This is a genomic window from Sporosarcina sp. ACRSL (assembly GCF_022346605.1).
GTDB lineage: Bacteria > Bacillota > Bacilli > Bacillales_A > Planococcaceae > Sporosarcina.
Genome location: NZ_JAKRNT010000014.1, coordinates 82,080 through 103,117, shown reverse-complemented (window position 1 = coordinate 103,117; position 21,038 = coordinate 82,080). Strand labels below are relative to the sequence as shown.

General features: G+C 40.3%; 19 protein-coding genes and 1 other annotated feature. Of the genes, 5 read left to right on the top strand and 14 right to left on the bottom strand.

The annotated features are described in order from the left end of the window. Positions 1-109 precede the first annotated feature (109 nt). A complete protein-coding gene (locus MHZ92_RS18690) occupies positions 110-328 on the top strand; it encodes a hypothetical protein (RefSeq protein WP_239433228.1) in 219 nt (72 codons plus the stop codon). Here MHZ92_RS18690 and pheT read toward each other — a convergent pair. The 3 genes from pheT to MHZ92_RS18675 all read right to left on the bottom strand — a co-directional run bounded on the left by pheT (position 293) and on the right by MHZ92_RS18675 (position 5,035). Beyond that, entirely contained in the window at positions 293-2,704 is a 2,412-nt protein-coding gene (gene pheT, locus MHZ92_RS18685) for a phenylalanine--tRNA ligase subunit beta (RefSeq protein WP_239433227.1), read from the bottom strand. The genes MHZ92_RS18690 and pheT overlap by 36 nt on opposite strands. A 12-nt stretch (positions 2,705-2,716) precedes the next feature. Further along, entirely contained in the window at positions 2,717-3,754 is a 1,038-nt protein-coding gene (pheS, locus tag MHZ92_RS18680; RefSeq protein ID WP_239433226.1) for a phenylalanine--tRNA ligase subunit alpha, read from the bottom strand. 229 nt (positions 3,755-3,983) lie between these two features. After that, positions 3,984-4,214 (bottom strand) — a binding site (T-box leader). Positions 4,215-4,270: 56 nt separating this feature from the next. Then, on the bottom strand, positions 4,271-5,035 hold the full coding sequence (locus MHZ92_RS18675) for a TrmH family RNA methyltransferase (protein WP_239433225.1): 765 nt from the start codon (positions 5,033-5,035) through the stop codon (positions 4,271-4,273). Positions 5,036-5,126: 91 nt separating this feature from the next. Here MHZ92_RS18675 and sspI point away from each other — a divergent pair, with 91 nt between their 5' ends. Beyond that, positions 5,127-5,339: a small acid-soluble spore protein SspI gene (gene sspI / locus MHZ92_RS18670; protein ID WP_239433224.1), complete on the top strand. Its 213-nt coding sequence runs from the start codon at positions 5,127-5,129 to the stop codon at positions 5,337-5,339. A gap of 53 nt (positions 5,340-5,392) precedes the next feature. On the opposite strand, the gene argF is transcribed toward sspI, so the two are convergent. The 3 genes from argF to MHZ92_RS18655 all read right to left on the bottom strand — a co-directional run bounded on the left by argF (position 5,393) and on the right by MHZ92_RS18655 (position 8,770). Further along, positions 5,393-6,376, bottom strand: coding sequence for an ornithine carbamoyltransferase (argF, locus tag MHZ92_RS18665; RefSeq protein ID WP_370644784.1), 984 nt, complete (start codon positions 6,374-6,376; stop codon positions 5,393-5,395). A gap of 247 nt (positions 6,377-6,623) precedes the next feature. After that, positions 6,624-7,712: a M42 family metallopeptidase gene (locus tag MHZ92_RS18660; RefSeq protein WP_239433223.1), complete on the bottom strand. Its 1,089-nt coding sequence runs from the start codon at positions 7,710-7,712 to the stop codon at positions 6,624-6,626. A 74-nt stretch (positions 7,713-7,786) separates the two neighbouring features. Further along, a complete protein-coding gene (locus tag MHZ92_RS18655; protein ID WP_239433222.1) occupies positions 7,787-8,770 on the bottom strand; it encodes a diaminopimelate dehydrogenase in 984 nt (327 codons plus the stop codon). Between the two features lie 156 nt (positions 8,771-8,926). On the opposite strand from MHZ92_RS18655, the gene MHZ92_RS18650 reads away from it, so the two are divergent. After that, positions 8,927-10,084 carry an MFS transporter gene (locus MHZ92_RS18650; RefSeq protein WP_239433221.1) on the top strand — a complete coding sequence of 386 codons (1,158 nt, stop codon included), beginning with the start codon at positions 8,927-8,929 and terminating at the stop codon, positions 10,082-10,084. A gap of 71 nt (positions 10,085-10,155) precedes the next feature. Here MHZ92_RS18650 and recQ read toward each other — a convergent pair whose 3' ends face one another. After that, on the bottom strand, positions 10,156-11,934 hold the full coding sequence (gene recQ, locus MHZ92_RS18645; RefSeq protein ID WP_239433220.1) for a DNA helicase RecQ: 1,779 nt from the start codon (positions 11,932-11,934) through the stop codon (positions 10,156-10,158). A gap of 550 nt (positions 11,935-12,484) precedes the next feature. Here recQ and MHZ92_RS18640 point away from each other — a divergent pair. After that, the gene (locus tag MHZ92_RS18640) at positions 12,485-13,504 is read left to right on the top strand and encodes an ATP-binding protein (protein ID WP_239433219.1); all 1,020 of its coding nucleotides are present in this window, start codon (positions 12,485-12,487) and stop codon (positions 13,502-13,504) included. A 691-nt stretch (positions 13,505-14,195) separates the two neighbouring features. Here MHZ92_RS18640 and MHZ92_RS18635 read toward each other — a convergent pair. The 4 genes from MHZ92_RS18635 to MHZ92_RS18620 all read right to left on the bottom strand — a co-directional run bounded on the left by MHZ92_RS18635 (position 14,196) and on the right by MHZ92_RS18620 (position 16,465). Continuing rightward, positions 14,196-14,369: a DUF6366 family protein gene (locus tag MHZ92_RS18635; protein ID WP_239433218.1), complete on the bottom strand. Its 174-nt coding sequence runs from the start codon at positions 14,367-14,369 to the stop codon at positions 14,196-14,198. A gap of 467 nt (positions 14,370-14,836) precedes the next feature. Beyond that, a complete protein-coding gene (locus MHZ92_RS18630; RefSeq protein WP_239433217.1) occupies positions 14,837-15,463 on the bottom strand; it encodes a bZIP transcription factor in 627 nt (208 codons plus the stop codon). Between the two features lie 126 nt (positions 15,464-15,589). Beyond that, the gene (locus MHZ92_RS18625) at positions 15,590-16,042 is read right to left on the bottom strand and encodes a hypothetical protein (protein ID WP_239433216.1); all 453 of its coding nucleotides are present in this window, start codon (positions 16,040-16,042) and stop codon (positions 15,590-15,592) included. A 153-nt stretch (positions 16,043-16,195) separates the two neighbouring features. Continuing rightward, positions 16,196-16,465 (bottom strand): hypothetical protein, encoded by a 270-nt coding sequence (locus MHZ92_RS18620; RefSeq protein ID WP_239433215.1) that lies wholly within the window; start codon positions 16,463-16,465, stop codon positions 16,196-16,198. 192 nt (positions 16,466-16,657) lie between these two features. Between MHZ92_RS18620 and MHZ92_RS21665 the strand changes: the two genes are divergently transcribed. Continuing rightward, a complete protein-coding gene (locus MHZ92_RS21665; protein WP_370644783.1) occupies positions 16,658-16,852 on the top strand; it encodes a hypothetical protein in 195 nt (64 codons plus the stop codon). A 648-nt stretch (positions 16,853-17,500) separates the two neighbouring features. Here the strand turns inward: MHZ92_RS21665 and MHZ92_RS18610 are convergent. From MHZ92_RS18610 to MHZ92_RS18600, 3 genes are all read right to left on the bottom strand, one after another. Further along, entirely contained in the window at positions 17,501-18,457 is a 957-nt protein-coding gene (locus MHZ92_RS18610) for a hypothetical protein (protein WP_239433214.1), read from the bottom strand. A gap of 311 nt (positions 18,458-18,768) precedes the next feature. After that, entirely contained in the window at positions 18,769-19,851 is a 1,083-nt protein-coding gene (locus MHZ92_RS18605; protein ID WP_239433213.1) for a PIN domain-containing protein, read from the bottom strand. Positions 19,852-20,336: 485 nt separating this feature from the next. Then, positions 20,337-20,915 (bottom strand): putative immunity protein, encoded by a 579-nt coding sequence (locus MHZ92_RS18600; protein WP_239433212.1) that lies wholly within the window; start codon positions 20,913-20,915, stop codon positions 20,337-20,339. Between the last annotated feature and the right edge of the window lie 123 nt (positions 20,916-21,038).

The following is a 21,038-nucleotide window of genomic DNA, read 5'->3' as shown; positions in this document are numbered from 1 at the left end:
CCATGGCACCAGCTAACAATTATGCTGGCCTTGCCTGCCAAGGCTAACATGTCCGCCACTCCATGTAAAATCCGCTGAGTTGTCGGCGATTGTGCTTTACACATACTTCTTGACGGTACCCACTTCGAGCACGGAACGGCTCGCTTCGGGCGCGGAACGGCTCACTTCGAGCGCGGAACGGCTCGCTTCGGGCGCGGAACGGCTCACTTCGAGCGCGGAACGGCTCGAGCGTGGGCTTCCAATAATCAAAAAGACCGCTTGCGGAGATAATCTCCGCAAGCGGTCTTTCGTTTTATCCTCGAAGTTGTGCGTCTGCTTCTACAGTTAAAGCGTTCAACACTTTCTCATGTGCTTTGACGACTTCTTCGTCCGTCAAAGTTCGTTCCGGGTCAAAATATGTCAATGAGAAGGCGAGTGATTTCTTGCCATCCTCAACATTATCCCCTTCGTACAAATCGAACAGCTTCACATTTTTCAACAGCTTGCCGCCAGCCTTCCGAATAATTGATTCGAGCATGCCAGCTGATGTTTCGCTCGCGACGACGAGTGCAATATCCCTTGAAATGGATGGGAAACGCGGGACAGGAACATACAGAAGTTCATCCGTTTCAACGGAAAGGACTTTTGCAAGATTTAATTCCACTACGTACGTTTCTTTTAAATCCCGTTTCTTCTGCTCTGTCGGATGAATTTGACCAATGAAGCCGATCTGCTCCCCATTCAATAGTACATTTGCTGTCCGCCCAGGATGCATGCCATCAATGACCGCCTTTTCAAACGAGAGGCCTTGAAGCAGGCCAAGACGGTCCATCATCCCTTCTACAATCCCTTTGACGACGTAGAAATCGACCTTCTTCGTTTCTGCTTGCCATGGATGGTCAACCCATTTCCCTGTTAAGACTGCTGCCAAATGTTCTACTTCACGAGGGAGACCATCCTCTCCTTCTCCAAGGAAGACGGATCCGGTTTCATAAAGTGCAACAGAATCAGTTCGGCGGGCGACATTATACGTAGCCGCTTCTAACAGATGCGGGACTAAGCTTTGACGGAGTACGCTCCGATCCTCGCTCATTGGCATAAGCAATTCCGTCACCGGTGCTGTTTCCAAAGCATATGCTTGTGATTGTTCTTTGGATGTCAATGAATAAGTAATTGCCTGATAAAGCCCCGCCCCTTCTAGGAATTGGCGGACGTTTCGGCGTTTCGCCTGATATGGTGTCAACCCTCCTGGTGTCGACTCGGACACTGGAAGCGTCTTCGGGATTTCGTCATAGCCGTGCATACGTGCGATTTCCTCGATAATATCTTCCTTAATCTTCAAGTCCTGCCTCCGTGTTGGCGCGTCGATGACGAGCTGGCCATTGATCGCCTGTGTCGGGATGCGGAGTCGCTCCAAAATTGTAAGCATTTCATCCATCGAGATTTTCATGCCAAGGCGGCTATTAATATAGTCTGGTGAGATTGTAATGCGTTCCGCTGTCTTATCAAGTTCATCAAAGATGACTGATCCTTCTAGCACTTCTCCATCAGCGAGTTCAGCGAGAAGTTGGGCAGCACGTTCCGCCGCTTCCTGAACTCGGTTTGGATCAACGCCTTTTTCGAAACGGGTGCTCGCATCGCTTCGGAGACCGACTTCCTTGGAAGTGCGACGAACCGATGACGGCGCGAAATATGCTGATTCGATAACGACCGTCGTTGTTCCATCATGAACTTCTGAATTTGCGCCACCCATGACACCCGCTAGCGCAACTGGCTCTTTGCCGTTCGTGATAACGAGGTTGTGAGAATGTAAAGTCCGTTCGACATCATCAAGTGTCGTTATCTTTTCGCCCTCTTCGGCATGACGTACGACGATTTCGCCTGTTTCAAGACGGTCGTAGTCGAATGCATGTAACGGTTGGCCGTATTCCATGAGGACGTAATTTGTTACATCGACAACATTATTATGCGGTCGGACGCCAGCAGCCATTAAATAGCTTTGTAACCATAACGGAGACTCGGCCACTTTAATATTTTTTACGACTTTCGCCACATACATCGGATTGTCGGTCGTAGCATCAACTCGCAACTTCAACTTATCTTCAGCTTTTTCCATTGATGTCGGATAATCTATTTTTGGAAGTGCAATCCCTTGGGATAAAATCGCACCTACTTCATAAGCGACACCTAGCATACTAAGCGCATCGGAGCGGTTCGGCGTCAAATCAAATTCAAGTACTGTATCGTCCAGGCCGAGTAATGGCAATGCATTGTCACCTGGCATAGCATCTTGAGGCAATACATAGATGCCTTCTGCATACGCTTTCGGCACAAGTTTCCCTTCAATTCCTAGCTCTTGTAGGGAACAGATCATCCCGTTTGATTCCTCGCCACGCAATTTTGCTTTTTTGATTTTTATACCACCTGGAAGAACGGCTCCAGGTCGTGCGACAATCACTTTTTGCCCTTCTGCGACATTCGGTGCTCCACAAATGATTTGTGTCGTTTCTTCCCCTACGTCCACTTGGCAAATTTTCAATTTATCCGCTTCCGGATGCTTTACACATTCCTTCACGAGTCCGACGACTACATTCGTCATGCCTTTGGCGCGATCGATGATGGAATCCACCTCGATGCCTGAACGTGTAATTTTTTCTGCTAAGTCTGCTGGGTCTATTCCATTTATGTTGACATACTCATTTAGCCATTTTGTTGATACTAACATGTAATCTCCTCCTCAAGCTTCCGTCCGATGGAATTGTGATATGAAGCGAACATCATTTGTATAGAAATGACGGATGTCTTCCACACCATATTTCAACATCGCAATCCTCTCTGGTCCCATACCGAATGCAAAGCCTGTTACAGCCGTAGGATCATAGCCCGCCATCTTCAAGACATTCGGATGCACCATGCCTGCGCCTAGAATTTCAATCCACCCCGTCTTTTTACATACGTTACATCCGTCTCCACCACATTTAAAGCAAGAGATGTCCATCTCGACAGACGGTTCAGTAAATGGGAAGAAGCTTGGACGCAAACGGATTTCGCGGTCTGGGCCAAACATTTTTTTCGCAAACAAGTCTAGTGTCCCTTTCAGGTCACTCATGCGAATATTCTCACCGACGACGAGTCCTTCGATTTGCGTGAATTGGTGGGAATGGGTCGCATCGTCATTATCGCGGCGGTAAACCTTACCGGGACAGATGATTTTAAAAGCGTCTCCACCTTTCACTTCCATTGTTCTTGCTTGGACTGGCGACGTATGTGTACGAAGAAGAATTTCCTCGGAAATATAGAAAGAATCCTGCATATCGCGAGCCGGATGCCCTTTTGGTAAATTAAGCGCTTCAAAGTTATAATAGTCTTTTTCCACTTCCGGGCCTTCTGCAATTTCATAGCCCATGCTGATGAAGAAGTCTTCGATTTCTTCAATCACACGTGTAAGCGGATGATGGTTGCCTGTTGGAGCTGGACGACCAGGCAATGTGACATCGATCGCTTCCTTTTCCAATTGAGCATTGATCGCTTCTTCTTCAAGCTGTGTCATTTTCTTCTCAAGTGATTCCGTTACTTCTTCACGGATGACATTGACGAGAGCTCCCATTTTAGGACGCTCTTCAGCTGGCAGTTTCCCCATCCCTTTCAATAAATCGGTAATGGGACCTTTCTTACCAAGATAAGCAACACGGACGTCGTTCAATTCCTTGACGTTCGTTGCATCTTGGATTTTCGTCAGCGCTTCTTCTTTCAATTGCTGCAGTTGTTGTTCCATTGTCATTCTCCTTTCAATATAACGGCAATGATATATACAGTGTTGATTTCCGCTACAGGCGGACGCTTTCCGCGGGCGTCGCTTCAGCCTCCTCACTCCGCTACGCTTCGTTGCGGGGTCTTCTGTTGACGCTTTTCCCGCAGGAGTCGCCGCCTTCCGCTTCAATCAAGAAGCTTCTGTATCAACAATGTAATAATACAAAGCCAAAATAAAAAATCCTCGCCCCCTAAAAAGGGACGAGGACGAGTTCGCGGTACCACCCTGATTATTATGCGTCATGCTGCATAATCACTTCATTTGGGATAACGGCCCTCTACCGGCACGCCTTTACAGTTACACTGGTCCAAGCGGCAGCTCGCGGGGTGAACTTCAACAACCTTTCGCCTATCTGCGCTCTCAGTCAAGGCGCTGATTTCCTGTCGGTTACATGCTGTTTACTTTTCCCGGTCATTGCTATTCGAAAGTTATATACAATTTTACTATACCCGATTTAGTTCAGAACTTCAACATTCGGTGTCAGCGTTTTCCGAATGTGTATAGAAGAATTCCAGCAGCAATGGCAACATTCAAAGATTCAGCTTTGCCATACAGAGGAATTTTTACAATTTCATCAGCTTTTGATAAATAATCTTGTGCTACACCGCTTCCTTCGTTTCCTACGATGATCGCAAATTCATGTAACTGGCCAACCTCATAATGTTCGACTGCATTTTGCAATCCAGTTCCGATCACTTTGATGCCGGCAGCCTTCGCCTGATCGATCCAGTCACCGAGCTCTCCTCTTACGACTGGAATATGGAAATGCGAGCCTTGAGCAGAGCGGACGGTTTTCGGATTGAATGGATCTGCGGAACCTTTCCCAAGAATGACGGCGTCCATTCCGGCAGCGTCTGCCGTTCGGATCATCGTCCCGATATTTCCAGGATCTTGTACAGCATCGATCAATAAGAGCTTTTTCCAGTTAGCGGCTTCCTCATCTGTGTGTTTAGGCTGGCGGCAATGTGCAAAAATACCTTGTGATTGCTCTGTCTCGATTAGTTCTTTAGCAACTGCTTTTGTCACTTCGATCATTTGTAAATGATCTGTCTTCCATTCAGAGGGAAGTTCTAAATCTTCTCTTATGATTAAATGGAGAACTGTCCCTTCTGTCTTCAATGCCTCTTCGACAAGATGGAAACCTTCGACAATGAATTCTTCAGACTTATCGCGGTCTTTCTTTGAGGTGACGAGTTTTTTCCAGTGTTTAACGAGAGCATTTTGTGTCGATTCGATTCTTTTCATGTATAGTATGACATCCTTTTTCTTCTAGTGTACCAAATGTCCGTATAGTTGGCGATCAATGTGTACAAAATGAAATCAGGAGGATGATATGATGAATTTTCAAATTCGTGACGCCATAACAGCTAATATGAGAAATAACTCGGCGACCGATATTCGTAGCGTAGTTGAGGATGCATTACAGCGAGGCGAAGAACATTTATTGCCAGGTCTAGGTGTGTTTTTTGAAAAATTGTGGGTGAATGCCGATGAACAGGAAAAAACAAAAATCACCGGCGAACTTGCTCAAGCGTTCTCTAAAGCTTAATAGTTCAAAGTGAAAAGCCACTCATTGGAGTGGCTTTCACTTTTTCTATAGGCTTACAACAATGCTGCCAATACAGCCTTCTGTGCATGCAGTCGGTTTTCAGCCTGTTGGAATACATACGAATTCGGACCATCAATGACTGAAGTTGCAACCTCTTCCTCACGATGAGCAGGCAAGCAATGCAAGAACATATAATCCTTCTTCGCATTGGCAACGAGCGTATCGTTAATTTGATACTTCTTGAACGCTTCAAGTCTCGCTGCAGCCTCTTCCTCTTGCCCCATGCTCGCCCAAACGTCTGTATAGACGACATCCGCGTTTTTCACCGCTTCAACCGGGTCATATGTCTGCATGATCGAACCACCTGTTGACTCCGCAATTTTTTTAACTTTACCAAAAAGATCTTGATTGAACTCATAACCTTGAGGTGTTGCAATTGCAACATGCATACCTATATGAGCTGCCCCGATGGCTAATGAATGCGCAACATTATTTCCATCGCCGACATATGCAATCTTTTGGCCTTCAACAGACCCTTTCACTTCCAAGATCGTCAGTAAGTCCGCTAGTGCCTGACATGGATGAAACATATCGGTAAGTCCATTTATGACAGGGATTGAAGCATGCTTCGCCAGCTCTTTCACCATCTCATGTGAATTCGCGCGGATCATAATACCGTCCAAGTACCCAGATAATACGTTTGCCGTATCATACACAGACTCTCCGCGTCCAATTTGCAGATCATTGGCATTCATGTACATCGGATGCCCGCCTAACTGAACCATGCCGACTTCGAAGGAAATTCTTGTACGCGTTGAATGTTTTTCAAAAATCATGCCGAGTGTTTTACCCGGCAGCATGGGGGGACATTTTCCGGCTTTTGTATCCTTCTTCATCACAAGAGCTGTCTCCAATAAATAATCGATTTCTTCACTTGTATAATCCAATAACGACAACATGTCACGGCCTTTAAGTTGAGCTTCCATTTTACGAGCTGCTTTTATTGTGGATATATTCACTTTCACCAAAATGATCATCTCCATCCTGAATATTCGTTGTATAATTTATTATATGTCTGTATATTTATGAAGTCAAATGAATTTTTATTAGTCCGTGAACTGTTTTTTTATTCATCGGGTAGTGTTTTGCGCGAGTTTGAACTAGTTTTGCGCAAGTTATAGCATATTTTGCTTACTTTAGCCTTTTTAACTCATTCCAAAACCTTCTCATTCAAACAACAAAAAACAGGCGAAGGAAATAATCCCACGCCTGTTTATACATTTTTTATTCAAATACGATTTTATTGACTGTGTCTCGGTCAAGCTTCTTGATCACTTCAACGATCAATTTCACTGCGTTTTCATAATCATCCCTATGCAACATTGCGGCATGGGAGTGGATATAGCGTGTTGCGACACAAATGGCTAGAGACGGTACTCCGTTTCCGCTTACATGTATGGAGCCTGCGTCCGTTCCCCCTCCTGGAATCGCTTCGAATTGATATGGAATTCCATGTTCTTCTGCAGTATCGACGACGAGATCGCGCAATCCTTTATGGGACACCATTGATGCGTCGTAGAGAAGGATTTGAGGCCCATCTCCCATTTTGCTCGTCGATTCTTTTTTACTGATGCCAGGTGTATCTCCTGCGACACCAACGTCAACAGCAAAACCGATGTCCGGCTTCACTTTCGCAGCAGCCGTTTTAGCACCGCGTAAACCGATTTCCTCTTGTACCGCACCGACACCGAAAACGATATTCGGGTGCTTTTCATCATTCAACTGTTTCATGACATCGATTGCAATTGCGCAGCCGATCCGGTTATCCCAAGCTTTTGCAAGCAAGTATTTGTCATTGTTCATCACGGTGAACTCAAAATACGGAACGATCATATCTCCAGGCAATACGCCCCATTCCATCGCTTCCTCTTTCGAAGTCGCACCGATATCGACGAACATATCTTTAATATCCACTGGCTTTTTACGAGCTTCTGGGGAAAGGATATGAGGAGGCTTGGAACCGATAATGCCTGTCACTGTATCCCCTTTGCGCGTAACAATTGTCACACGCTGGGCAAGCATCACTTGCGACCACCATCCACCAACCGGTTGGAAGGAAATGAAGCCTTTATCGTCAATTTTCGTGACCATGAAGCCGACTTCGTCCAAATGGCCCGCTACCATCACTTTAGGGCCGTTTTCATCGCCCGTCTTTTTGGCGATCAAAGAACCAAGTCCGTCGTAGTCGATTTCATCAGCAAATGGCTCAATATATTTCTTCATGACTTCACGCGGTTCCCGTTCGTTTCCAGGGATTCCTTTCGCGTCTGTCAAATCTTTTAACATGATCAATGTATCATCTAGTTTTGACATTCATTTCGACCTCCTAAATAAATATTCCAATTCAGTATAGAGGAAAGAAGGTAATAATGGAAGTGGTTGCATATTTACAGTATTTCTTTTCGAAGCTGCGCAGCAGTTTTCGGTGAAAGTAGTCCTGGCGCTATGTCAAATACGGTTTTTGCACCTGCTTCGCCTTTTTGATTTAATCGGTATGCGGCACGTGCATATGCAACAAGAACACTTGATGTAAATTCTGGATTGCTGTCAAGTTTCAATGAAAATTCCATTACTTGATTGTTCGCATCGCCTGTTTTCCCGCTGCGGATCACAAAGCCTCCATGTGGCATTGCACTATGCTCTTCTTTCAGTTGCTGCTCGGTAATAAAATTGACTGTCGTGTCATAATCCGCGAAATAATCAGGCATCGTTACGATAGCGCGTTCCACCTCGGCTGCGTCAGCACCTTCCTCGAGTACGACAAAACATTCACGAGTATGTTTTTCACGTGTCGTCAGCTCCGGCTGTGACCCGTTGCGTACTTTTTCGACTGCAGATTCTGCTGGTATTGTATATTGAACGGCACCTTTTACTCCTTCAACCCTTCTAACTGCGTCAGAATGTCCTTGGCTCAGCCCTTTCCCCCAGAATGTATATGTTGCCCCTTCCGGAAGGATTGATTCGCCGTAAAGCCGGTTAATGGAAAATAGTCCAGGATCCCATCCGACAGAAATAATAGCGGTTTTTCCACTTGCCTTTGCCGATTCATCCACCGCTTCAAAATACTCAGGTATTTTAGCATGCGTATCAAAGCTATCGACAGTATTGAACAACTTCGAAAGTGCTGGACCTTGTTCAGGAAGATCGTTTTTTGAGCCTCCGCATAAAATCAAAACGTCGATCTCATTTACATAGTTTTCGATCTCGCTCAATCGTAAAACAGGCACGCCACTATTCACTTTCAAGTCGTTTGGCTCTCTTCGGGTAAATACACTTGTCAGCTCTAGATCATCATTTTGAGCGATCGCTGACTCTACCCCTCTACCTAAGTTACCGTATCCTACAATTCCAATTTTAATTTTTTCAACCATTAATACCAGTCCTTTCTAAGAAAGTATTCTCTCATTTTATCGTTTCGCTTCTCTTTTTGCCATTACTACTTTTTGTTCACAAGCTGTCCTTTTGCCTATTTTCGTATACATGGTAAAGTAGACTAGGAGTCAATTTAATTGAAATGAGGATTTATTATGCGCGCTTTTGTTTATACAATCGTCTTTTTTTCCTTCTTTGATTTATTCTCACAGCTGCCGATTATGAGCCCTTTTGCCCTGTCACTAGGTGCTTCTTCCTTCATGACAGGTTTGGCTGTCGGGATGTATTCATTTTCCAATACAATCGGGAATGTTATTTCCGGATTCATGACGGACCGTAGAGGACCGTTCATCATTTTACTTATTGGCCTTTTTGCTTCGGGCATTTCATTGCTGTTCTATTCATTCGCAACAGGACCTGTTTCCCTGCTCGGAATCCGTTTCGTTCACGGTTTTATGGAAGGACTGATCGTCCCTGCGGCGTTTACATTCCTTGCGAACCGTTCCGAGGAATCAAAAAGAGGCAGGAGTGTAGCTATTTCAGGTGCTTTTGTAGGAATGGCTGCTATCATTGGTCCCGCATATAGCGGAATCGTCGCTTCAAAAACTGGAGCCCCATTCATTATGACGGTGAACGGCATCATCATGTTCATCCTTGCGATAACAGCCTTCTTCCTATTACGTACTGTCTCAGTAGCAAAAAAACAGACGACGTCAGAAGTGAAGCATTTCAGAGTTCGGTATTTATTCAAACATCCGGGCATGAAACGTGCATTCGCGGGCGCCTTTTTCCTAATGTTTTCCCAAGGGGTGTTAGCATTGGTTCTACCTTTAAAGGTCGAGGCGCTCGGGTTTGATACGAAAGCAACTGGTATGCTGCTTAGCACATTCGGCATCGTCGCCATTCTTATCTTCCTGTTGCCGATCAACCGAGTTTTCGATAAAGTTCGTCCAATGATTACGTTAGCTTTCGGAATTTCGATGATGGGTATCAGTATGCTTTTCTTAAGTCAAGTGGCCGAAATACAGCTTCTTTATGTAGCAATGGCTATGTATGGTATAGGGTTTGCATTTCTTTTCCCATCGATTAACTCCTTGCTTATCGATTCGTCCTCTCCCGAATTCCGAGGAAAGGCGTACGGCTATTTCTACGCATTCTTTTCTATCGGTGTCGTCGCAGGCTCGAGTCTAATTGGCTATCTGGACTTAACTTTCAATGGTGGATTCATGCTGACAGGCATCATACTATTGCTTGTCGCGATTTATTCGATTTTGGGAATGAAGAGAAGTCTACACCTGACAGAAGGAGCTTGACTGATCGCGCAAAGTGAATGAAAAACAGATGAAGGAATCGTATTCGCGATCCTTCACCTGTTTGCAATTATTCAACTCATTTGAACCGAAAATGACTTGATCTCTTCTATAAATGCTTCGCCGTATCGCTCGAGCTTCGCCGCTCCGACCCCATTCACTTCCAAGAACGCCTCTTCCGTAACTGGCATTTTTGCAGCCATGTCACGAAGCGTCTTATCTGAAAAGACAACAAATGGCGGTACACCCGCTTCTTGGGCAAGCTTCATGCGAAGTGCTCTCAGCTGGTTAAACAACGGATCCTCTTTGGCAATCTGTTTCGTTTCAACGGTCCCTTTACGGAACACTTTCACATTCCCTTTCAACACATCCTTGCCTTGTTCAGTGACATAAATGATCGGAAATTGCCCGTTTTCAACCCCAAGATAGTTCTCTGAAATAATGAATTCAATGAAATCAGATACGTCTTTCGCATTCCGTTCTTTCATCAATCCATACGTCGTCAATTTATCGAATCCGAACTCTAGCACTTTCTTATTTCGTGATCCTGTAAGCACTTGGGCTATCATCGTTTTACCAAAGCGTTGCCCCATCCGAATGACGCATGAAAGAACTTTTTGCACATCAACTGTCACTTCAAAACTCTCTCGTGTATCTGTGCAGTTCGAACACCGCCCACAATCTTGTACGTCCGTCTCTCCGAAATAGGTAATAATGAATTTTTGAAGACATGATTCAGTATGACAATAGTCGATCATCGATTGCAGTTTCTCCAGTTCCGCAGGAATCCTATTTTGGTCCTGCGATTGATCGATGAGGAAGCGCTGTGTAATTACATCTTGCGAGGAAAATAATAGGGTGCATTCACTGTCCAACCCATCCCTTCCCGCACGGCCTGCCTCTTGATAGTAACTTTCCATGTTTTTCGGCATTTGATAATGAATGACGTATCTTATATTGCTCTTATCGATCCCCATGCCGAATGCATTTGTCGCTACCATAATTGTCGCCTCGTCCATCAGGAACCGATCCTGTTCGGCTTGCCGAACACTGTCCGATAGTCCTGCATGGTATTTTGCAACAGCGACTCCAGTCCTCTCGAGTGTGGAATGGATCTGATCAACCGCTTTACGGGTGGCGGCATAAATAATTCCCGCCTCCCCTTCATTCTTTTTCACATAGTCTTTGATAAACTTATCCCGATCCTGGCCTTTAATAACAGAAAAAGTGAGATTGCTTCTTTCAAAGCCCGTCATGACTGTATGGTCACTTTCAATATGCAATTGGTCGCAAATATCTACCCTCACTGCTGGTGTTGCTGTTGCTGTCAATGCGAGAACGACCGGTTTCTTTTCGAATGAGGAGATAACTTTATTCAACATCCGGTAACTCGGTCTAAAATCATGTCCCCATTGAGAAATGCAGTGCGCCTCGTCAATTGCGATCATCGGAATATCCATTTTGCTAATTTGCTGAATGAATGAGGGTGATTCAAAACGTTCCGGGGCAACGTAGAGTAGACGGTACATACCCTCTATCGCATTTTCCATCGTCCCGAAATATTCTTCTGACGACAATGTACTATTAATATAAGCAGCTCGTATTCCAATTTGATGAAGGGCATCGACTTGATCCTTCATTAAGGAAATCAATGGGGATACGACGAGGACTGTGCCTTCCATGACCAATGCAGGAACTTGATAGCAGATTGATTTTCCGCCACCCGTCGGCATGACACATAATGTATCTTTTCCGTCGAGAACATTTCGGATCGCTTGCTCCTGGCCTGTACGGAAGGATGAAAAACCGAAATAGGAAGATAGTACGGAATTAATTTGTTCGATGGATATCACCTCATTAAATTTTTACGTTAAGCCAAAGAAAAAAGCACCCACTTTCGGCACTTTTTCCAACTTCCCTACTCGAGTAGCATCCGTTCTTCATCACGGCTATGTATTTCATTCACGACTAATAATGCAAAAAACCTTTCAAAAAGATGCTTTCTTCTAGAATAACAGACATTTGGACAAGTCTCCAATTGAAAAGGCATACAAAAAGCTCTCCATACAAAAAACGCATGAGAGAGCTTCTAATTATATACGGAGACGAGAGGATTTGAACCCCCGTCAAACACAAATGGCTTTGCGTCAATGTTTACGGGAGTTTTATTACTTTTTTAACAATCCTTAACATCGGTTTTAACTACGAGTCGATAAAAACAATACTTCGGAGGCAAGGAATTTATCATTGTAGCAAAGTTGTTGAGGGCATTTCGAAGCATTCTATCTAATCAATAGTTCAATAAATAATTCTGGCTTCTCCTAATTCTAACTTCTAAAATATGGTATTATATAAACAATACAATTTCCAACAATTAACTGGATGGTGAATGGAGGATTCTGAATGGATTTAAGGTTTGAAATTGAAGATTTGACATTAGAAAATGTATTAGATCTATACAACGTTGATTTAGAATTAGAGGGAGTCGACAGTGTACTTTTCGATTTTAGAAATATGTATAAAGTAGAGCCGCTTGCGATGCTTTTGTTCTCAAAGCGACTACGTTCTATGAAAGCTAAATATCCAAAGGTTTCTTTCAAAGCTACGAATTTTGATGGAAATAGTTATGCAGCTCACATGGGATTTTTCAAGAGCTTTGGATTACAACACGGAAAACAACCAGGTGAGGCATTAGGAAGCGTTACATACATACCTATTACAAAACTTGATGTTAAGACGTTAAGAATGGAATCATATGATACAGACCAAGGGGTGGTACAAGAGGTAATCGTTAGAAAAGCAAAAGAAATGGCTGGAATACTTTGCGGCAATAATCTCGATATCAAAAATTCATTATTCCAATGCATACGAGAAATTCTTCGCAATATAGTTGAACATAGTGAGTCAGAAACAATATGGCTTGCAGCTCAAAGATGGGGTTATCAGAGAGAAATTGAAATTGGCATTTTAGATGAAGGCGTTGGCATAGCTCAAACACTTAAAGTAAATCCGCACTTAACCATCTCTGATGTTGATGCTGCGCTTGAGTTGGCATTGCAGCCTGCCATTTCAGGTAAAGCCTTCATGTACCAAGGACAAGAACGCGGAAAGATCGATGGTGTATGGGATCATTCTGGCTATGGGTTATATATTGCAAGTCAAATAAGTAAAATGAATGGTACCTTCTTTATTTGTTCTGGTGATTCTTCGTTATATATTTCTGAGCAAACTTCAGAAAATATTCCCTATGATCATCTTGGTACTGCTATTCGAATCAGAGTAAACTTGGACAGCCTAATCGAGTTCACGCAAAATGATATCGATGAAATAATTAATCGTGGCCAAAAAATCGCAGCAGAAAAATACAGTTCTTTTGCGCTCTCTTCCGCTTCAGCTGCATCCAAGAAATCTTTACAGAATTAAGTTACTGTTGTGGCACTTTTACTTTTTAACATATAGGGTATAATAAGAGCAGAAGTATTAAGTATCAGAAAATAAATAAGCGGCTAATACAGCGATGTCGGAGTCGAGGTGTGGCTGCATTTCAGTATCAACGCTTCTTGCGTTGTTTGATTATCAAGACCGCCCAGACTGCCAAGTCTATGAGGGCGGTTTTCGCTTTTTGAATAACATGCAAATAGGGTGGTAATTGAGAAGGCCACAATAGTTCAGTTAAACGTAATTTAATATATGCTTCATAATGAAGCAAAGCCCGTGTATTGGATGCCTGGTATTAGACTTGCACTTGAAGATGGTCGACAACTTACTTACAATGAAACTATTTACATAGAGGGAATTGATTGTTAGAACTAAAGAGCCCCGGGATGGTCATTTGAAGAGTCCGTTTATCCGAATATTATATCAACTGCAAACCTAATATAATCTTAGTTCAAGGTAATGTTTACCTCAAAGTAAAAAACCACTTACATACGGATAACGGGTTCGGTTGATGGGGAAAAGTCAATTAACAATGTAAATAACAGGTTAATCAGCTTATTTTTAAACAGTGAAAAGCCATATAAAAAAACAAGTAAAGCACTTAGAAATCTGAGTGCTTTTTAGCGTAATTTTCTACCATCCTTATTGAACTAAAGCACCCGTTACTACAATAAGATTATTTTGAGCACGTTTCTAACAGCAGAATGATTGCCGCAATTATTAATAATGCTAAACATCCACTGCCGCTCGGTGCTCCTGTGTGGGCTTGAGCCCACGCATCGTTCAAAGCACCACCAGGGTTTTTTCGCTGTTCTTTAGCTTTTAATCTTTCTCTTTCTTCCTCGGACATTCTACCCCCCCAATTTTCTTTGCTTTATCCAACTAACCTGCCTCGTTAGTTTAATTAGAAAGGCATGTTCTTCGTTAACAGTATGCAGATAACCTTTTTTATTGAATAGAAGGGTTATCCATTCTATCACCCTTAGGTAAATCAAAATTTTTATATTAATTTATACTTCCTTTTTTAATACCGTACTTCAATAACCCGTAACACAAAATGAGTATTTGTAACAGACTCTCGGTAACTGCATTCAATGGCAGTCCCAAAATAGTTAAAGTAATATCTAAGAGTAAGACAAGAATAACTGCAATAACCCAGAAGATTAATCCGATAACTACAAATCTAACCAAGCCCACTACTCAACCTCCTTTTTTCTTATTGAAATAATCTGCCCCGTTAGTTGAATAAGTAAGATGAGCGGTTAAGCAGTTCAACAATCTTCAATTAAAGCCCCGTTAGTTTAATATTGTTATTAGTTATTTTCTATCTTCTTTTTTCAATTCAATTAAATGATAAATATCCATTTCCCAAACATCTTGGTCTTTTTTTAGTGCATATACGCTAGTTTGAGAACTGCTGCCAAACGAAATAGTTAAACCGACAGTAGTTAAATTATCCTTTTGAGATTCTTCATAGACACTCACTGAATCGTAATACCTGTATTTCAAATATTCCTGTTCTAAATCGTAAGCCAAATAATCATTGTATTCGCTAATGAAGACTTCTTTAGAAGGTAGATTGCCGTTGTCATAGGTTAATGCAAATATATTATCTACTTCATTCTCTTTTATGAGATTCATAAAAATTAAAACAATATGTTCTTGACTGATGTCTTTAAGATGAGTTATCTTAGCATCTTTTAGGAAAGCGATATATTTTTCAATTTCACTATCGCTCAGTTCTTCGAGATAGGTAAAATCTTCAATCTTCCTATCCTTATCATATTCTCTTTCCGTATTTTCTAAGTCCGTTTTCAACTTTCTATTTTCACCTTCTAATTGATGAACCTTTTGTTCTAAAGCCTCTATCTCAGTGTTATCTGGTGTACAACCAGATGCTATAAGCAGAACCAATAAAGATGTAATAAACCAACTTCTCTGCAAACTATTCCCCCCAATATCGCGATGTAATCACAGTTCTTATTGAACTAACCTGCTCCGTTAGTTCAATAAGAATTAATCACCCCAGTAGCTCAACGATCTTCAAGTAAAGCACCCGTTAGTTGAAAACTAATTTGATACACCGTGAAATTTGTAATCATCTGCAATTTGAAAAAGCTCTTGCTCACTTACATCTTTCCAATCCGTTTCTAGTATAGTATCGTTTTTTGCATTTACTTCCGCAACAATTGTATTTGTTTTTCTCGTAATAAAGTAAAGATTTACTTCTTTTATTACACCCTTATGTTTTTTAGAGTAGTTCTTTATAGCTTCCAATGAAGTTTTTGCTTCCCTACTCGCCTCAGACTTTTTAGCATCTTCGTACACTGTTTCGGTCTCGTCGGGAAGCATCATCATTATTTCAATATTTAATTCCCCTTCTGTAAAATCAACGACTGAAAAATGAGAAACAATTTCACTTTTATTTTTTAAATAAGTTTGTATTTTTTCTTCTTCGCTTTTGCAAGCAGCTAACGTTAAAGTGAAAGTCATTAATAGCATTAACAAAACATACTTTTTCATAGCTGTCCTCCTTCCCTCTTTGATAAGATGAACGAATTTTTTTTTACTGCTTTTATTAAACTAAACTGAACGTTAGTTGAACAAGAAAAGTGTTACCTATGAATACTTAAGATTTTTTACTAAAGCACCCGTTAGTTGAAGAAGAAGAGAGCTTCATTCGTCAATACTAAGAATCTTGTAATAAACAAAAATAGTGGTGGCAAGACCAATCACCAAAAGGATACTTCCAGCAGATAAAAAGATATTTGTATAACCTTCAAATATTATTAGATATGTTGAAGTGTCCGAGCCGCCGCCTCGTTTTACGAGCCAATTATGAGCAAGTGATTCACCAAATTTAATGCTGAAAAACAGCAATATAATGCCAATTACAGTCACTAAAGATCCTAAAGCAAATAAAGCTTTTAATTTATCTTTTGTCATTTTACTTCCCCCACTCCCTTTTTTAACTAAACTGCACCGTTAGTAAAAAACACTCCATATGACTATACTCTTCTATTGATTTGCTATAATCCCTTTAATATAACTCTCTTAGGGGGAATTGAATTGTTACTGTCAAAAGCATGGTCTAAGTTTGAAACTGATTAGCGGATAGAGGGTTTTTTACCACAAACGTTGAAGACCTATCAGTTACAGTCTACGCTACTAATCGGTTATTTTAAGGATGTAGAGATGGAATTGCTGGATACGATTCAACTGAAGGAATATCTTGCTGTATCGGGCAAGCATTTTAAAACCAGCCAGTCTTGCACATCTTATACGCTGTATGAAATCTTTTTTTTCGTTGTTCTCATGAAGAAGGCTACCTGAGTAAGAATCCAACTTCCAAGATTAAAGAGGCCCAAAGTCGGGAAGCGGAGACCCAAGTATTTAATCGAAAGAGAGATTGTACATCGTAAATCCTGTCATACCTCAATAGAAAAAGCGATTTTTGAATTCATGTTTTCTACCGGTTGTCGAATTTGGAGAAATAGAAAAGAACAATATTATTTGGACCAACCAATCCGATTATTTGAGAAAAAGGGGATAAGGAAAGGGAAGTTTATTTCAATACTCGGTGCGACATTTGGCTTAAACGATATCTTGAAAGCCGTAATGACAATAATCCTGCACCTTTTTGACGGCAAGGCAGCCACATAAAATGAGTGTCGCCCAAGTGCGATATATCATTAAACGAATTTCAAATCGTGCCGAAATCAACATTGAGATTCATCCACATCAACTTAGACATAGCTATGCAATTCCTTTATTAATAATGGAGCTCCTATTGAAGTTATACAAAGTCTCATGGGGCACGGGCAAAGTGTAACCACAAGGATCTACGCCCAATTAAGTGAAAGGCTAAGGAAAGAGTATTATCAGAAGTACTTTTAGATGTATAGGAGCCAGGTCTTAATAGACATGGCTCTACTTGACTAAAGCACCCGTTAGTAGAAGAAGAAACGAATTATTAACCTGCTATTTACCTTTTGCTTTACGAACATTGTAAGTAACTAGTATTAAATCTTTAATAAGAGACAAATCATCTTTACGATTTAGATCGATAATTCCCTCTTTCGAACCTCTTCTATGATTTAATCTCTCATCTGTTAATTCTAGTTCAGTAAAATGTTCAAAATCTAGAATTGTATTAACTATCCTTTGCATCTCTTTGTCATTTGGTTTAAGGATTAGGATATTTCTCTTCGGAAATATTGAAACAAATTTTGTACCCTTATAGAAATAATCAATTGATTCATCATATTTGCTTTTATCAGCTGTAACTTCTGGCAAATTCTTAATAAAGGTATCAAAGTATAGATATTCATCCCTTAGATGTTCATGTTCAGGATAATGATAGATGTCGTAATACCCTTTTGGTGTAATTAAATCTATAAACTCCTGAATTAGTAAATAGTTACGATGATATTCATCATAATCCTTTAGAATCGCCGATAGTTCAGTTCTTATATCATCCCAAGTTTTATTTACTACACGTATATTGTCTTTATCAACTCCTACAAAACGAGTACTATGCCCCAAAAGTTGTGCGTTAGTCAGTTTGTTATTACCGACCTTAACTTCAACTAGAATATGAATAGAATCATCATTAGCATAGATATAGGCATCTGGTTTGCCTTCTTTTTCATCTCCTAATTCTAACTCACTTGGGTTAAAGTCATGATAAAATTCTGATATACCTAAGATAACTGAATTAGAATTATTTGCTGTTATATAATGATTCACTTGCAATCCATACTTGAACTCACTATTGTATTTCCCCAAGCCAAGCAAAGCCAATAATTCAGAGGTTATATTCGGTTTTGTTTTCTCCAACATTTTAATAAAAGATTCTGTAACACGGTTTTCTGGCTGCTTGTAAAATAATTCATAAAGATTTCTTTTTCGAGCCTTAGATCTTAGGATTGATTTCATTTCTATTCTCCTTATAGTTATCTTATTCAATGTATTTAGTTCTTCTTTAATATCTAAAGGCTTATTTAGGCAAATGACACCCCTTTTACTTACAGTACATTTTACCAAAATATTCAAATAAAGTACCGGTAAGTATAAGTATATTTCTACAATCTTTGCTTGTTAAATAAAACTCCCTTCTTTTTTGAAAGGAGTTTTCATATAAGCTCGGTGGAATTATTTGTCTATTTGTAAATTTTGTTTTCGCTTTACTCTTTCAAGCTTCTTTAAGTATTGCACCGGCTAGTTGCACACAACACAACTACAATGTATTAAAACCTATCCTGTCCAACACTATGCACACCCATCCAATAGTCATGGGCTTCTATATAACTACTGATTTCAAGCCTTTGAAATGTGTGAGAATCAGGATTATAAATTGCGTCAAACCATATCATCAATTCTTCATGACCAAGTTGAGGGTCCCTAAGATCTAAATCTTCCGTTTTTAGTTCAGAAACGAAATGAATTTTCGCTTCGAAATTTCCACTTACGACAAATTCATTATTTATAAAGTCAATACCCCGGATTGAGGCACCACATATGTTCACAAGGTCTAAATTTGATATAGTCCTATTTGAATAGTACATACTACTCCATAGTTCCTCTCTTAATGAACCATCTATATCATCAGTCAGATGCTTTAATATATAGCTTTTTGACACATCTTCTTTCAAAAAATTTAAGATTGTTTCACTATCCCATTCTTGCTCTTTAAGTGATTCAAGTAAAGCATTAGTAGCTTTAAAAGGATCCATATAGGAGGTGTTTAGTAATGAATACACATCCCTAAAAAATGTAAAACGGTCTGACTTTTCAGCTAATTCCTCGTGTATTTGTCCTTGCCTATCAAGGTAGTCCGTCGTATTTCCACTTATAAAAAAGCAATTTTCTAATTGCTGATCTTCAGCTAATTTTGCATACGAAAACCAAATAACCGCATCACGAAACTCCTGTTTCGAATCTGTAAAAGGTTTAATTCGATAAATTGATTTATGTATTAATTCAGGTAAAAAGTCATTTGAAAATTGAACTATATGTAATAACCCTTCCTCTCGTAATCTTTCAAAGTAGGAATCGAAGGAACGCATAACATCTTCGTATTGAGGAAGATTTACACTGATGTTATGAACATTAGGCAGTGTATTCATAGCACCGATTCCTAAATTTATATTTTTTATCTGACTTTTAATAAAGATACTAAATTGTCGCCGAATCTCATCAATAACTACAGAGGATATATAGATTGAAAAATTTTGTTGCCTGCAAATATTTAGAAATTCTCGACTAAGCCTGTTATTTAAAAAGACATCCTTTCCATTTTGAAACACTGTAGAATCCAAAAAAAAATGCATAACTTTCCTCCCCTATCATTATCGAAATGCTGATTGTTGTTACTAATCTGCGACTTAGAATTTCTCCACGTGAGCTAAATACTAAAACAAATATCCCCTAGCTTATATAATAAAAAATTTGCAGTTCTAACACTTGTTATAACAAGGAATATTATGATGGTGTAGTTGTGATGGAGGATTATATTGTCCCCAGTTAAAAATTGCTTTCGATCTCCCTAAGTAAATACGTCGTTTCTATAATATCATGTATTAAACAACAAAATCTAAATTTTTTAGCAATTTTAAATAAAAACCTACATTCCCTTTCCAGGGTTTCCCTTATTGAACTAACCTGCACCGTTAGTTAAAGAAGAAAAAGAGCCGTCTAAGCAGCTCAATGATCTTCAAGCTAAAGCACCCGTTACTTTAAGGTGTGTTATTTTACAAACCAATTCAAAGTTATTAATTCTATCTATATGGAAATATAATAACGTTTTTTTATTGCATTACTTGCGTTCACTCAGTAATTTTTCCTTGTTAGGCTTGGTGTTATCTAACAAAAAATTTGCCCATATAAGTTCGACTTTATCTGTATTTTCTTGCCAGTATTTCAAACGGGTATAATAATAATCTAACTTTTCACTTACTGGTTCTGTAAAGTTATCTACTCCGTGTTTTCGTACAATTGCTGTCAATTCATAAATAGGTAACCCTAAAGCATGCGTTTCTACATGTACAGTAGCTCCAGCGTGACCAATTGCTTGGCACAAAAGACCGCTAACGCTATCATCGATTTCTTTTGCTACTGCATGTGAACCTAATATAGCCTGTTTTGCTTTAGGCATTTTTATTTTTCCCCTTGCCCAATCCTCACAAAGTGCTAAACAGGTTCTGGGTCTTCGTTCATTGGGGTACTTTGCTTCAAATTGTTTTAATGGCATTTTTGCACAATCCAATGCCCACATTACAATAGCTCGATGATTTTGTAATTGTATTAATTTTATCAACTCTTGCAAGCAAAGACTTTCACGTGAAAACAACAATTTGTTTTTTTTCTTTAATTTGAGTTCTACATCTGAAAACATTTTTTATACCCTCCTAAATTAAAGTCAATCTTCAATTCGCCCATAAATTCCAATGACATACTCGGGTTAAATAATTTTGTTAGTGAAAATTGATTAATTGTTCTTTTTTCTTTAGTTCTCTTT

Excerpts from the sequence above, each read along its gene's own strand:
- MHZ92_RS18610 (WP_239433214.1), bottom strand. The coding sequence starts at position 18,457 with ATGAAATCAATCCTAAGATCTAAGGCTCGAAAAAGAAATCTTTATGAA.
- MHZ92_RS18675 (WP_239433225.1), bottom strand. The coding sequence starts at position 5,035 with ATGAAAAGAATCGAATCGACACAAAATGCTCTCGTTAAACACTGGAAA.
- MHZ92_RS18635 (WP_239433218.1), bottom strand. The coding sequence starts at position 14,369 with ATGTCCGAGGAAGAAAGAGAAAGATTAAAAGCTAAAGAACAGCGAAAA.
- pheT (WP_239433227.1), bottom strand. The coding sequence starts at position 2,704 with ATGTTAGTATCAACAAAATGGCTAAATGAGTATGTCAACATAAATGGA.
- MHZ92_RS18650 (WP_239433221.1), top strand. The coding sequence starts at position 8,927 with ATGCGCGCTTTTGTTTATACAATCGTCTTTTTTTCCTTCTTTGATTTA.
- pheS (WP_239433226.1), bottom strand. The coding sequence starts at position 3,754 with ATGGAACAACAACTGCAGCAATTGAAAGAAGAAGCGCTGACGAAAATC.
- sspI (WP_239433224.1), top strand. The coding sequence starts at position 5,127 with ATGAATTTTCAAATTCGTGACGCCATAACAGCTAATATGAGAAATAAC.
- MHZ92_RS18600 (WP_239433212.1), bottom strand. The coding sequence starts at position 20,915 with ATGTTTTCAGATGTAGAACTCAAATTAAAGAAAAAAAACAAATTGTTG.
- MHZ92_RS18625 (WP_239433216.1), bottom strand. The coding sequence starts at position 16,042 with ATGAAAAAGTATGTTTTGTTAATGCTATTAATGACTTTCACTTTAACG.
- MHZ92_RS18620 (WP_239433215.1), bottom strand. The coding sequence starts at position 16,465 with ATGACAAAAGATAAATTAAAAGCTTTATTTGCTTTAGGATCTTTAGTG.
- argF (WP_370644784.1), bottom strand. The coding sequence starts at position 6,376 with ATGATCATTTTGGTGAAAGTGAATATATCCACAATAAAAGCAGCTCGT.
- MHZ92_RS18660 (WP_239433223.1), bottom strand. The coding sequence starts at position 7,712 with ATGTCAAAACTAGATGATACATTGATCATGTTAAAAGATTTGACAGAC.
- MHZ92_RS18655 (WP_239433222.1), bottom strand. The coding sequence starts at position 8,770 with ATGGTTGAAAAAATTAAAATTGGAATTGTAGGATACGGTAACTTAGGT.
- MHZ92_RS18605 (WP_239433213.1), bottom strand. The coding sequence starts at position 19,851 with ATGCATTTTTTTTTGGATTCTACAGTGTTTCAAAATGGAAAGGATGTC.
- MHZ92_RS18640 (WP_239433219.1), top strand. The coding sequence starts at position 12,485 with ATGGATTTAAGGTTTGAAATTGAAGATTTGACATTAGAAAATGTATTA.